This is a genomic window from Paenarthrobacter sp. JL.01a (genome assembly GCF_025452095.1).
Classification (GTDB): domain Bacteria; phylum Actinomycetota; class Actinomycetes; order Actinomycetales; family Micrococcaceae; genus Arthrobacter.
The window spans coordinates 2332712-2345251 of record NZ_CP104877.1 but is presented as its reverse complement, the minus strand read 5'-3'; the positions used below and the strand labels follow the sequence as shown (position 1 = coordinate 2345251).

Here is a 12540-nt window from a genome sequence, read left to right as displayed (position 1 = left end):
AGGCCGCGGTGATCGCCAGGACTCTTGGGTCGCTGAAGGAAGTTATTGGGTGGGGAACCGTTGATGTAGTGGTGGCCTGCAACGGGTGTACAGATGCGACGGAGGCGATTGCGTCCCGATGGCAGGGCGTTTCCGTCCTCCATGTGGCGGAGGCGTCAAAGACCGCGGCACTTAACGCCGGGGATCGATGCACAGCATTGTGGCCCCGCCTGTACCTCGACGCCGATATTGAGGTCAGCGCCAAGGCCCTTGTTGACGTTTTTGCGGCCTTGCAGGATGAGACCTTGCTGGCTGCCCGGCCTGCGTTCAGTTATGACACGCACGGAGCTTCGGCGCCGGTTCGGGCCTACTACCGTGCCCGCAGCAGAATCCCGGGCAATGCGGAGGGACTGTGGGGCGCCGGTGCTTATGCGTTGAGCCGTTCCGGGCACAGCCGCATGGGTGTCTTTCCGGCCCTGACGGGAGACGACTATTTTGTGGACAGGCTTTTTGGTGCGCAGGAGAAAGCTGTCCTGCCCACGGAGCCGGTGATCGTCCGGACGCCCCGGACGTCCGCTGCATTGTTGGCTGTGTTGCGTCGTACCTATCGGGGTAACGCCGAACAGGACCAGGTGTCAGGCGGGGCCTCCCTGCCGCGGACGGCTCGCCAGCTGCTGGGGTCGGTTCGTGGGCCGCGGACGGCGTTTGACGCCGTCGTCTATGCGGTGTTCGCAGTGGCCGGGCGCCGCCGTCCAAGGTCGCGGGCGTCTTCCCCCGTATGGGAACGGGACGAGAGCCGTCGCTAGCCGCCGTTGGCCGCTGGTTGCCTGCGGTTCTCCTTGCCTGGGTTCCTGTTACGGCTCCCCTGAAGGGACCGCCTTGTCCTTGAGTTGTGCCTCCGCGGCCTCTCGATGCGCGATCCTCCACAGTGCCCCGGATATTCCCAGCATGAGGAACAGGAGGCTGGCGGCCATGGGGAATGCAAAGGCGTCGAAGAATCCGAAGGCAAGAGCAGCTGCAGCCACGCTGGCAAGTACTGATTGGCTCATCTGGCGCAGCTCGTTGTCTTTTGCCGCCCTGCGGGCCTGCCAAGCACAGATGATGCCAGCGACAACCAGCATCAGGAAAGCAAGCAGACCGGCTATGCCAAGTTCCACCAGGAGCCCCAGATATTGGTTGTCGACAATCACATACGCCGGGAGGAAGGTACCGAAACCACGTCCAAGGAACAACTGTTGGCTGGCCATTCCGAATGCCGTTGCGTAGCCGTTGGTCCGGGAACTGATACTGGGGTCATCCGTGCCGATGGTAAAGAGCCCGAACAGGGTGCCGATCATTCCCGGAGTCACCACGTAGATCACTCCGACCAGCAGTGCCGAGACTGCGACAGCCCGCCGTCGCAGTTGCTTGGGCCAGACCGGCAAGAGAATGAGGAAAGCCAATGCCATGCAGATCAGGGCTGCGCGGGAGACCGACAACATTGCGGCCACGGCAATCAGGCCAACAGGGATCCACCATAGGAGCCGGCGCTTGGAGGTGTCGTTCAGGGCCAGGGTTACGGCAATCGGAAGGGAGGTGGAGAGCACCACACCGTATTCGAGGGGATGCAGAGACATGCCTGCCGCCCGGATGAAGCCGCCACGGGAATCGATGTTTGCAAGCTCGGAACTGAGGCTGAGGCCTGGAATCCTGATCCATTCAATGAGCGATGAGCCGGTGGCAAACTGGAGCAAACCAAGTGCTGCTGTCAGGCCGCCCGCCAAGGCGATCCTTCGCAGCAGTGTCCTGACCCCTTCCCGTGTGGTCAGGCCATCGGTGGCTATGAGCAGGATTCCGGCCCAGCCCGCGAGCCGGATGAGCCCGGCATCGGCGGGGCTGGCCTCGGTTTCAGGCAAACCCCTCACCATGGCGAGCGCGTAACTGGATGCCGCAACTATGAGGAACGCTGACAGCGCTGCCCTCAAGGGGTGGAACCGCCTGACCGAGGGGGTGGTGCGGAGCAGTTGGTGCAGGACCCACCATGCCAGCCCGAGGATCGCGAAGAGTGTATTCGGCCGACCGATCGAGCCCAACGACGCGATCACCAGGTTCGATGGCAGGGCGCAGGTGAGCACAAGATAGATGGTTAGGAAGATGGGCGCATCGGATCTCCCGGTGGTCCCGTGGACGCTGTCGCGATGAAGAAGCCCATTAGCCCGGTACACGGGTTGTCACCTCCGCCTGCTTGTTATCTGTCTGCCGTTTGCTGCTTCTTCTGGTTCTTGAGGTTGGCACCTGGGCTGTCCTTCGCCGTCGTTGCCGGGCATCAATGACCACCGCGGACAGGATCGAAAGCGTTGCCGCAATGCCCATCCAGAAAACGGCCCCTTTGACGCGGTTAGTCTGGGTTCCTCCCCCAAACACGATTTCAGGGCTCGAGGGGGAAGTCAGGGTGGTGATCAGGGCTTGTTCAACGCCTGCTTCTTGTTGGAGTTGCGTGGAGGCTGCGTTGATACCCTTCACGACGTCACCCAGCACGTCCTTCACTTTTTGGGCACTGGAGTCCACCACCTGAACTGACAAGACCGGCCACCGGAAGCTCTTTGCCCATTGCCCGCCGCTGTTAAGCAGGGTCACTGAGTAGCCGTGCCGGACACCCGCGCCATAGAGCGTCCCGGTGGACAGCGTGAGGTCCACCGAGGCTGAGCCGTAGTTCACACGTCTTTCCACCATGGCCGCAAAGTCCACCAGCGAGGCATAATCGTCGCCGGGAATCCAGTAGGCCGGTTCACGGTCCGGCGCGACGAAGGTAACCTCGGCCTTGGTCCAGTACACAGGTTCAGACGTCCGGACGGCGCCCAAGGACGCCAGCCCGATGGCAAGGCCGATGGCCACTATGTACCAACGCCTGGCCAGGATGCGTAGAAGGATCGCAGCCGTCATGGTCATCCCGGCCTGTAGGAGCTGGGCACCACGCTGGCGGTCTCACCTGAAAGGTAGGCAGGTTCGTCCGCCTTGGGCCGGCTGCCCGGCAGGCGTTCGGCAGGCGAGGACTTCTTTTGGCGGGCTGAACCAGGTGCAGGTGGATTTGGACCGGAGGCCTTGTGGCTGGACCCGGAATTCCTGCGCTGCTTCCTGGACAGAAGGAGCCCATCGATAAGCACAGTCACCACGACGCTCAAGGCCACGCCTCCGGCAGCAGTAACGAGGAGAAGCTGCGTGCGGGCCTTGACCTCAGGGACTGCCTTGTTGTCTTCCAGCAATTTCATGGTGGAGATGCGGGATGTTGTGGGAACGTTCAAGACGTCCTGCAGCTCCGTCAGGGCCACCGGGGCTTGGTTCATGACAGTGTCCAGCAGCCGCAGTGCTTGGTCTGCGTCGTGTGAAGAAGCCGTGATGAGCAGGATTGCGCCGCTGGTCCCCTTGTCGGCCTCAGCCGTGAACGTGGATGTGCCTGCCTGGTCCCGGATCTTCTCCTTGAATTCTTCGGATGACATCTTGCGGGTGAGGATGTCCAAAGCCTCGCTCATGCCGCCGAGCCCAAGATAAGGGTTACCGGCCTCTCCAACGCTTTTGGTCGAAGGCAGAAGGACAAGGCTCGCCTGGGCCTTGTAGTTGTCAGGAGCACTCTGCTGAAGGAAGAAGCAGGCACCTGCGGTCAGGGCAAGCCCAAGAACGACGATGAACCATCGCCGTAACAGGCTTTTCAGTATCTTTTGTACCTGCATGTCCCGCTCTTACCTTTCGTTGGGTGACTTCTTGTTGGGCCCACCACATGGTTCAGGTCCTCGAGGCCGTGCTTTTCCTGCTGGCGAACGTTGTCTTGATGCGGTCTATGCCACCGGTGCCCAGCAACGCAACGGTTACGGCCTTGGCTGCGGTTCGGGCCAGCTCCTTAAGGGTCCGGACGGGAGCCTGATATAGGCGGTCGGTCATGATGGTCCTCCTGGTGGGGACAGGAACGTCCCGCAGAAGGTCCGGAAAAAGCCCTTGGTACGTTTCCGGGGAAACACGTCGGCCGCGGATCCTGTTGCTTACGTTGTGGTCGTGCACCACTTGCAGCCAGGCAGGCGTGCCACGCAGCGTCCTGACCTCCATGGACTGGCCCAGGCGGTTGTGCCACGCAGCCCAGCACGTCGCGGGAGCGGACCAAGGTGCGCTGACCGAGCAAAAGGCGTTGGTGGGGTCATTCCTAAGGAAAACGGAACCAGGGCCCATGACAAGGCCGGATGCCAGATAGATGGCTGTAACCTGCTGGCCGGCAGCAGCACCCTGGACGCGCTCGACGAAATCGACAGCGAGGCCGTCATCGTTGTCCAGGTTGGTAGTGATGAGAACCTTGCGGTCCCCGGCACCTACTGACCGGATGTCCTCCAGCAGTTCCGACGGGCTGACCTCAGCCCTGAACAGGGGTACGAATGCCCGGTCGCCGCTCAGTTCCCGTACACGTTCCAGCAGCCAGGCAGGGCTTTCGGGATCGAAATAGATGATCCAACGAAAGTTGCGGTTGCTCTGGGCTTTCACCGATGGAAGGCAGTAACGCTCGAACAGGACGATCCGGTCCCGCAGCCAGCCCTCCTGAGCCCGCACAAGGCTTTCAAAGCCACGGGAAGGAAGATTGAACCTCGTCAGCAGAACGTGGTCCACGGTGGGAGGGCTGCTCACTGACCTGTCAATGTTCATTGCTGACTCCTCGAACGGACGGGGCACTGGTGCGATCTGGCCAGAAAGGCCCGCTCGTCGTGGCGGGGTCTTGGCACAGCCCCATGAGGCTGGCCGCCCGGACGTCCCAGGTGTTAGCTTCCGCCACCTGCCTCATCTCCTCCTTTTGTCCTTGATCCGGCCGTTCCCGAAGGGCCTTCCTGACCAGATCGACGAACTCCGCGGGGCTGCTGGCCACCGTCAAGGTGCTGCACGACAGGGATCGCACTGAGGGCAGGTCGGTGGCGACCACGGGCAGTCCCGCCGAAAGGTATTCCAACGTCTTGAGCGGATAGCTGGATCTGTTGAATTCCGTGTCCGCATAAGGGGTGATACCTACGGATGCGGTCCCAAGCAGCCGCTGCAAGTCCTTTGGAGACATGGTTCCCCGCCAATCCACGTTTCCGCGGCCGAGAAAGGCATCAAGCCGGCGCCTGGTTACAGGGTTGGACTCGGTCCTCGGGCCGATCACCAGAATGTCCAGCCCGGCGGTGCCCAGCGTCTCCAAAATGTCCAGGTCCAAGCGTTCATTGAGTTGACCCACGAGGACCGCTACCGGTCGACGTCGGTCGGCTGCCGTTTGGTTCGCCGGTGGCCGGCACCCGTTGGCAACCACTTTCACGGTCCGGCCTGAAAAGGCGGACATTTTGGCGGCCAATCCGGGCGAGACGGCCGTGATGACGTCGGCCGCTTCGATGTTCTGTTCCAGGGATCGGCGAAGGTAATCCGCGCCGAACCCGATCAGATCTGCGGCAGCCAACCAATCGTCGGTCAAGTGAAGCAAACGAACGCCGGTGCCGCCTGCCGGGAAACCCATAACCGGTGAGGCATTGATGATGGCCGTCGGCGGATGGACCGCCGCCCTTATGGCCTTCTCCATACAGTGCCGGGCAATGGCTTTGGTCATGCCGCGGCCCGGGCGGCTGCTGAACATCGGCGGGGCGGGAAGTCGGAGGCGTGTCAGCTGCGAAGTGAGGATCTCGGGGATCCCGAGCAGGCTTGCCACCAAGTGCTTCCGAACATCCGGGAAGCGGAAGACGGGAGCGGGCTGGTCCACCCACATGAGCGGTCCCATCACTGCCAGTGATTCGGCCAGGAGTCGATCAGTTCCGGGCAGGTCATCCCAGCGTCCGCCTGAGATGTACATGGTCGGGCACATTACGCCTCCTTCGCAGTGATCAGGCCTGATGCGGCCGCTTGGACCGCGACAGGACGGGCGTTGAAATCCTCGGAGGGCTGTTGGCCGCGCAACCGGAGGTAACGCCGTCGAACGACGTACGAGCCGTAGCGCCCCGCGGCGGACGCCTCGGCCAACAGGTGGGGCCGCTGTGCGGCAGTGTCCGACATGAAGTGCTGGTACAGCTCCGTTTGGAGTAGCGCTGCGCCAGTGAGGCTGAACCTGCCTTCCACGACCGACCGGCCGAAAACGCCCAGTTCGGTCCGCAGTGTTTTGTCCTCGACGAGCTTCCCAAGGACAGAGACCAAGCCAGCCGCGCCTGGCCCTGCGGAGCCTGGACCGGACCCGTACCACCCCTGCCACAAAAAGAGCGGCAGGGAGTCAGGGGTCAGGAGCTCCCAGAAACCCCGTTCGCCCTGGACTACGAGGGGCTTTCCGAACGACAGTCCTCGAAGGGCGGACCCACCCATGCCCAGAACGACGTCCGCTACGGCGTAGGCCGGTCGGGGGTCGGCAAGTTCGCCGGTAGGAATAATCGTGCGCTCCCCCCGTGCTTCATTGACGCGCGCCGCGTGGGCGTTGACGATGCCTTCAGCCGGGCCGGTCCCGGTGATGACCAAGCGGACCGGTATGTCTGCTGCGAGCTGGTTCACCGCATCAATCGCTGACAGGATGCCCTCAAGCTTGAGTTCCTTGGCCAGCCGGGACACGCAGACCACCGTGAAGTGATGCTGATCCAGACCCCAACGGTTCCGGAAAGCCACCAGGTCCAGATCGGCGTCGGGGCTGTTCATGGGAAGGTCTACAGGCGGTTCCAACAAGTGGACGTTGGATCGTCCGGAAGACGACTCTGCGTGCCGGATCTGCTCCGTACCCACCATCAGGGGCATGGATGTGGGAATGAACGGGGCGACCGCCATGGACATTACCGTTGCAGCGGCAGTGGTGCCGCGAACAATCCTTGCAGCCGCCAGGCACTCCAGCGCCGGCGGCCACTCATACCCATGCACAATGTCTATCCGGCGCTCGCGGACAGTGCGGACCAGGGCGCTGATGACAGAGGGCGACGGACGCTTTCCCGGTGCCGGTGCGGCAATGAACTCCAAACCCAGCCCCATGCCCCTCTCAGCGAGGGGGCCCGGTTGTCCAAAGAGAATGACTTCGTGGCCCAGTTGCTTTACTGCCGCTCCCAGTTCGATGGCGTTCAGTTGACTGCCACCCATGCGGAGGTCGTGAGGATAGACGAGGATTCTCATGACGGAACAACTTCCCGACCGCGGCCCCAGATCCGGACCTCCCGCAGGTCGTTCCGGCGAACGAACATCATCAGCGCCATCGCAACGATGCCAAGGCCCGTCGATGCCGCAACGGCTGCCAGCGGGGATTCAATAGTGCGCGACAACCCGAAACAGCCCACAGCGGTCAGGAGCCCCAAGGCAAAGGGCATCCAAAGCCGCCTTCCCACAGCCCGTAGCGATACCTTCGCCTGGCTCAACGCCCTGAGATAGAGCGGGGAGGTGACGAACAAGGCAACCAGCGCCGGGGCAGCGGCAAGTCCTGTCATCCCTGCGAGCGCGCCGCCGGCCAGTAGCGCCGGAACGAGGGCGATCAGGGCAAAAAGCTGCACACTGAAGATGGACAGGGATGAGCCAAGAACGACGAGGTAGTCGTAGAGGAGCTCGTGGAGGATGCGGAACACTGTGAGGGGCGCCAACCACATCAGTGCCAATCCTGCAGGAGCCCAGTCCTGCCCATAGACCACTGTGACAAGCGGTATGGCACATCCGACCATCACTGCGGTTATCGGCAGGACCACGACGGAAACCGCGCCCACCATGGCCAGCAACGCCGCTGCCATGTCCTCAGGACGATCCTGCAAGCGGGAGAAAGTCGCTGGTGCCACGCTTCGCAAGGGCTGTGACAGCAGGCTCGATGGCCACCCAGCCATGTTGAAGGCCATGACGTAGAAACCCAGGACGACCGGACCAAACAACTTTCCCGCTATCAGCTGGTCAACGTAGCCCACCGCAAAGACCACTGCGCTGGCCCCGGCCAAAGGGAGACCAAACACCAGGAGCTGTCTCGCAGACTGCGGTGAGAAACCAAAGCGGTACGGCAGGGGTGAGTACACCAGGAACAGCACACCGGCCACGACGCTGGCCAGAACCCGGCCAATGGCAAGGCTCATGGCCCCCATCCCTGCAATGACCAGAACCAAAGAGACGCCGGCACCCAGCCAGACGTTGACCTGATCGATGACCATCCGCTGTCCTTGGCGGAAGTTCCGTTGCAGCAAGGCGGCCGGAGTGGCAACCAGGCCGTTGAGCACGATGCAGAAGGCCAGGGCCCTGACGACATCCGTAGCTGCTTCGTTGCCCATCGCCGCCGTAAAAAGGGGTGCAACCGCATAGGACAGGCCGAACAGGAGGACGCTGCACACGACGGAGATGGTGGTGACGGTAGCGGCGATGTCCTTCGGGTCCCCGGGCCAGCGCACGATGGCTAGGCTGACCCCCAACTCGTTGAAACTCAGCACCGCCACCAACGCGATAAATGCCACCGCGTAGGTTCCAAACTCCTCAGGACCCAGCAGGCGCGCCAAGGCGATGCCGATGCCGATGGTGCCCAGCTTGGTGACGAAGGCATTGACCACGCTGATCACGAACGCCCGGGTGGGCGTTGCTTCTCGTCCGGGGGTGGCCGCGCTTCGAAGTGTCACTGCGCCCCCTCCAGCGCCGGGGTATTGCCCCGCCTGATCACCCGTGCCGGAACACCGGCCCAGGTCTCGTCCTCCGGCACGTCGCTCAGGACAGCCGCGCCCATGCCAATCGTCGCCTTGGCCCCGATGGAGCGGCGCTCGCGGACGCTGGCGTTCATGCCGATGTAGGCAGCCCGGCCAATGTGTACGTTCCCACCAAGGGACACCCCTGATGCGAACGTGGCGTAGTCACTGATGACGTCGTCGTGGGTGAAGGTGACTCCGGGCATGGCGACTACGTGGTTGCCGATGGTCACTGAGGCGGTCATGCTCACATGGGCGAGGATGATGCTTCCCCGCCCGATCATGCACCCTTCCGGAACGTTGACGGAGGGATCGATGGCGGTGGCGTAGCGTTCGTCGTCGAGCCCGAGGCTTCGCAGCCGCATCACCACGGCCTCCCGGCCGCTTCCGGTGCCGATGCAGACCAGAAGCAGGGCGTGCGGGAACTTCAGGGCGTCGCGGACAGGTCCCAGCACATGGGCGCCGTCCACCACCCGCCCGAGTTTGTCCTCGTCGTCGTCGAGGATCCCAATGACATCGAACGGTCCGCTGCTGCGGACCATGGCCAGCACTTCCCGGGCGAGGCCACTGGCGGCGATGAGGAGAAGCTCGCTCATCGTGAGCGCCCCGCAGCGCGAAGTACCGAGTCGATGACACGGACCTGGTCGTGGAGTTCGAGCTGGTGGTAGAGGGGCAGGATGAGCGTGTGGTCGGTCAGCCAATTAGTGACCTCCAGTGACGCACTGCCTGTGTCCTTCCCGGCGTAGGCGGGCTGGCGGTGAGCGGCCATGATGCCCCGCCGTGCGGAGATACCGTCGTGGGCCAGATGGGTCATCAGTGCGTCCCTGCTCAACGGAAATGCCGTGCCCGTCTCCAGCCAGCACGATTGGAAGTTGCCGGTGCCGTAGTCCGGGTCGCTGACCAGCCGAAGCCCTTCGATGCCGACAAATGCGTTGGCGTAGTTGGCGGCCAGTTCGCGCCTCCGCTGGATTGCCGCCCGGAGGCGGCCCAGCTGGACAAGGCCGACGGCGGCCTGGAGGTCGGTCATGCGGTAGTTGAAGCCGACTTCGAGGTACTCCTCGGCCGGTGCCAGAATGCTGGCGTGACGCTCTGCGGCCGAGACGCTCATGGCATGTTCCCTGAGGTGCCGCGCCCTGTCCGCGAAGTCCTGCCGGGGAGTGGAGAGCATTCCGCCCTCCCCGGTGGTGAGGATCTTGCGTGGATGGAAAGACCAGGCCGCCAGTTCTGCACCGGCGCCTGCCGGGCGGCCATGGTAGCGGGAACCGATGGCACATGCCGCGTCTTCGACCACGATGATCCCGCGGGGATCGCAGAGTGCGCGGATGGGGTCCAGATCCACCGGCACCCCGCCTTGGTCTACGGCGATGACTGCCTTCGTGCGGGGGGTCAGTGCCCTTTCTACGGTCTCTGCCGTCACGCAACCGGACTGGAGGTCGACGTCGGCAAACACCGGACGTGCGCCCACGTAGCAGGCCGCGTTGGCGGTGGCAATGAAGGAAAACGACGGGACCACCACGTCATCACCGGGTCCGATGCCGGCAACGGCGAGCGCCAGATGCAGGGCCGAGGTGCAACTGGAGGTGGCAACGGCGTAGCCAGCCTGCTGTTCCGCGGCAAAGGCTTCCTCGAACTGGCGCACCTTTGGCCCCTGCGCTACCCACCCGGAGGCGATCACCTCGGCTACGGCCTGGGCTTCTTCTTCGCCCAGCCACGGCTTCATGACGTCGATGCGGGCCATCCGCGTCTCCGAAATGGTCATCGCGCACCTACTGCCGGAGCATCGGGGCGGGCTACCAGGCGGGATGCAGCAATTTCGCCGCGAAGCGGTCGCCACCATGAAACGAGGGTCCGCAGCCCGTCTTCGAGTCCAATGGCTGCTTCGAATCCAAGGTCCGCCCTGGCGGCCGTGGTGTCCGCGAGCCGCCGGGCCACGCCGTTGACGGCACGTTCCGGGCCGTGTTCCAGATGCAACGTAGATCCCATGACCCTGAGCAGGGTCCGGGCCAGCTCGGCCAGACTGGTTTCAGTGCCGCTTGCCACGTTGTAGACACCCTCGCGAACGTCGCTGACTGCCGCGAGGACATTTGCCCTGGCCACATCGTGGGTGTGGATGAAGTCCATGGTTTGCTGTCCGCTGCCGAAGATCATGGGCGGCAGGTCGTCGTCGATGCGTTCCATCCAGCGGACCAGGACCTCAGTGTAGACGCCGTGAACATCCATGCGGGGTCCGTAGACGTTGAAGTAGCGCAGCAGTACGTAGTCCAAGCCCGACATCGCCCTGAAACTCCTGGCCATCCCTTCATTGAAGGACTTTGCCGCTCCGTAGAAGGTGTCGTTGTTGTGATGGTGGTGGGATTCCTTTGTGGGGAAGTGTTCGGCCATGCCGTAGACGGAGGCGCTTGAGGCGGAAATGAGCTTGCCTACTTTGTGCTCCACGGCGGCTTCGTACACGTTGAAGGTGCCGTCCACCAGGACTTCGAGGGCCAGCCGTGGTTCTTCGGCGCATTGGGTGATGCGGATGGCGGCCTGATGGAATACGAGGTCCTTGCCGCGGGTGAGGTCGTGGACGAGGTCCCGGTCCCGCAGGTCCCCTTCGACGAGCTGGACGCGTTCGCTGGCCAGGGCGTCGTCGAGATTGGCGCGCCTGCCGCGCACGAGGTTGTCCAGGACGTCAACGTGGGCCACACCGGCGTCGAGCAGTTGATCCACCAGGGTGGAACCGATGGTTCCGGCGCCTCCGGTAACCAGGACGTTGGCACCAAGGAGCTCTTTCATCGCGCAACCTGGAGGTTGGTCTCGTTACCGGCCACGAGGGTGGACCTTCCATCGGTGCCGAGGCTTTGCGTCACTGCCTCAAGGACCGACAGGACCCGAAGCCCGGATTCGCCGCTGGTGCGCGGCCTGGTGTGGTTCCGGATGGAACTGGCGAGCTCTGCCACAACCTGACCCAGGGGTTCACGTTCCTGGAGGGCTGGTGACCACGTGTCGCCGAGACGGTACGAGATGGCGCTGGCCTTCTTGTCGGCGGCGGAGCGTGGTTGGTGTTCCAGGCTGACGCCACGGTCGTAAACGCTGAGCCGTTGCTGGGGATTCAGGTCATCCCAAACGAGGGTCCGCTTTGACCCACCGATGATCATTTGCCTGATTTTTGTGGGGCTGAGCCAGTTCACGTGGATGTGGACCATGGCGTCGTTGGGCAGGCCGAACGTCAGATGCCCCACGCAGTCGCGACCTGTACCCAGGGGGTCCGCGCCGTGTGCCGAGATCTCCGTGGGGTGCAAGCCCCCTGGCAAAACGAAGTCGAGGATGGACAGGTCATGGGGTGCAAGGTCCCAGAACACGTTGACGTCCGGTTGGACGAGTCCGAGGTTGATCCGGACCGAGTCGACATACAGGATGTCGCCCAGTGCACCGCTGGACACCAGCTCCTGGATCTTGAGCACAGCCGGTGTGAAGCAGTATGTGTGGTCGGCCATCAGCACCAGTCCCCTGGCGTTGGCTTCGTCCACCATCTCCAGCCCCTTGGCCCGGCTGTCGGCCAGCGGTTTTTCCACCAGGACGTGCTTGCCTGCGCGCAGGGCGGTCATCACTACGCCGTGATGCGTATGCGCCGGAGTCGCGACGGCGACGGCGTCCAGGTTGTAGGTGTCCAGCAGCTCGTCCAAGGACTCGACGACGGCCACCCCGCCCACCGCTTCGGCCAGCTTCATCCCGCGCTCGACGTCAAGGTCGCAAATGGCCACCAGTTCCCAGTCCGGGCTGGCTTTGAGGTTCCGCGCGAGGTTCGGTCCCCAATAACCCGCACCGACCACTGCTATGCGCAGCCTGGGCCGCATGGCGTTGCCATTGAGGTGTCCTGATGGAACTGTTCGTATGCTCATTTCCCACTCGGATTCTGTGTTGGTAGCAGGGTTGTTGTTGC

At 63.3% G+C, this 12540-nt stretch carries 12 protein-coding genes; 1 reads left to right on the top strand and 11 read right to left on the bottom strand.

What is annotated here, in order from left to right:
- The first annotated feature begins 8 nt into the window (after positions 1 to 8).
- A complete protein-coding gene (locus N5P29_RS11040; protein WP_262275027.1) occupies positions 9 to 785 on the top strand; it encodes a glycosyltransferase in 777 nt (258 codons plus the stop codon).
- A 48-nt stretch (positions 786 to 833) separates the two neighbouring features.
- Here N5P29_RS11040 and N5P29_RS11035 read toward each other — a convergent pair whose 3' ends face one another.
- From N5P29_RS11035 to N5P29_RS10985, 11 genes are all read right to left on the bottom strand, one after another.
- Positions 834 to 2093: an O-antigen ligase family protein gene (locus N5P29_RS11035; RefSeq protein ID WP_262275026.1), complete on the bottom strand. Its 1260-nt coding sequence runs from the start codon at positions 2091 to 2093 to the stop codon at positions 834 to 836.
- A gap of 76 nt (positions 2094 to 2169) precedes the next feature.
- Positions 2170 to 2901, bottom strand: coding sequence for a hypothetical protein (locus N5P29_RS11030; RefSeq protein WP_262275025.1), 732 nt, complete (start codon positions 2899 to 2901; stop codon positions 2170 to 2172).
- A 2-nt stretch (positions 2902 to 2903) separates the two neighbouring features.
- Entirely contained in the window at positions 2904 to 3686 is a 783-nt protein-coding gene (locus N5P29_RS11025) for a YveK family protein (protein ID WP_262275024.1), read from the bottom strand.
- Between the two features lie 52 nt (positions 3687 to 3738).
- A complete protein-coding gene (locus N5P29_RS11020; RefSeq protein WP_262275023.1) occupies positions 3739 to 4641 on the bottom strand; it encodes a glycosyltransferase in 903 nt (300 codons plus the stop codon).
- On the bottom strand, positions 4631 to 5818 hold the full coding sequence (locus N5P29_RS11015) for a glycosyltransferase (RefSeq protein ID WP_262275022.1): 1188 nt from the start codon (positions 5816 to 5818) through the stop codon (positions 4631 to 4633). Before N5P29_RS11015 ends, N5P29_RS11020 begins: the two co-directional genes overlap by 11 nt.
- On the bottom strand, positions 5818 to 7092 hold the full coding sequence (locus N5P29_RS11010) for a glycosyltransferase (RefSeq protein ID WP_262275021.1): 1275 nt from the start codon (positions 7090 to 7092) through the stop codon (positions 5818 to 5820). The genes N5P29_RS11015 and N5P29_RS11010 overlap by 1 nt, the downstream gene beginning before the upstream one ends.
- Complete coding sequence (locus N5P29_RS11005; RefSeq protein ID WP_262275020.1) at positions 7089 to 8555, bottom strand: oligosaccharide flippase family protein; 1467 nt, start codon at positions 8553 to 8555, stop codon at positions 7089 to 7091. Before N5P29_RS11005 ends, N5P29_RS11010 begins: the two co-directional genes overlap by 4 nt.
- Positions 8552 to 9214, bottom strand: a complete 663-nt coding sequence (locus N5P29_RS11000; protein WP_262275019.1) for an acetyltransferase — start codon at positions 9212 to 9214, stop codon at positions 8552 to 8554. The genes N5P29_RS11005 and N5P29_RS11000 overlap by 4 nt, the downstream gene beginning before the upstream one ends.
- Positions 9211 to 10377, bottom strand: a complete 1167-nt coding sequence (locus N5P29_RS10995) for a DegT/DnrJ/EryC1/StrS family aminotransferase (protein WP_262275018.1) — start codon at positions 10375 to 10377, stop codon at positions 9211 to 9213. The genes N5P29_RS11000 and N5P29_RS10995 overlap by 4 nt, the downstream gene beginning before the upstream one ends.
- Positions 10374 to 11393, bottom strand: coding sequence for an NAD-dependent epimerase/dehydratase family protein (locus N5P29_RS10990; protein ID WP_262275017.1), 1020 nt, complete (start codon positions 11391 to 11393; stop codon positions 10374 to 10376). The genes N5P29_RS10995 and N5P29_RS10990 overlap by 4 nt, the downstream gene beginning before the upstream one ends.
- Positions 11390 to 12499, bottom strand: coding sequence for a Gfo/Idh/MocA family protein (locus N5P29_RS10985; RefSeq protein WP_262275016.1), 1110 nt, complete (start codon positions 12497 to 12499; stop codon positions 11390 to 11392). The genes N5P29_RS10990 and N5P29_RS10985 overlap by 4 nt, the downstream gene beginning before the upstream one ends.
- Positions 12500 to 12540 lie beyond the last annotated feature (41 nt).

Bases quoted from the DNA above. Each gene is read 5' to 3' on its own strand.
- N5P29_RS10995 (WP_262275018.1), bottom strand. From the start codon at position 10,377: ATGACCATTTCGGAGACGCGGATGGCCCGCATCGACGTCATGAAGCCG.
- N5P29_RS11010 (WP_262275021.1), bottom strand. From the start codon at position 7,092: ATGAGAATCCTCGTCTATCCTCACGACCTCCGCATGGGTGGCAGTCAA.
- N5P29_RS11020 (WP_262275023.1), bottom strand. From the start codon at position 4,641: ATGAACATTGACAGGTCAGTGAGCAGCCCTCCCACCGTGGACCACGTT.
- N5P29_RS10990 (WP_262275017.1), bottom strand. From the start codon at position 11,393: ATGAAAGAGCTCCTTGGTGCCAACGTCCTGGTTACCGGAGGCGCCGGA.
- N5P29_RS10985 (WP_262275016.1), bottom strand. From the start codon at position 12,499: ATGAGCATACGAACAGTTCCATCAGGACACCTCAATGGCAACGCCATG.
- N5P29_RS11025 (WP_262275024.1), bottom strand. From the start codon at position 3,686: ATGCAGGTACAAAAGATACTGAAAAGCCTGTTACGGCGATGGTTCATC.
- N5P29_RS11015 (WP_262275022.1), bottom strand. From the start codon at position 5,818: ATGTGCCCGACCATGTACATCTCAGGCGGACGCTGGGATGACCTGCCC.
- N5P29_RS11000 (WP_262275019.1), bottom strand. From the start codon at position 9,214: ATGAGCGAGCTTCTCCTCATCGCCGCCAGTGGCCTCGCCCGGGAAGTG.
- N5P29_RS11030 (WP_262275025.1), bottom strand. From the start codon at position 2,901: ATGACGGCTGCGATCCTTCTACGCATCCTGGCCAGGCGTTGGTACATA.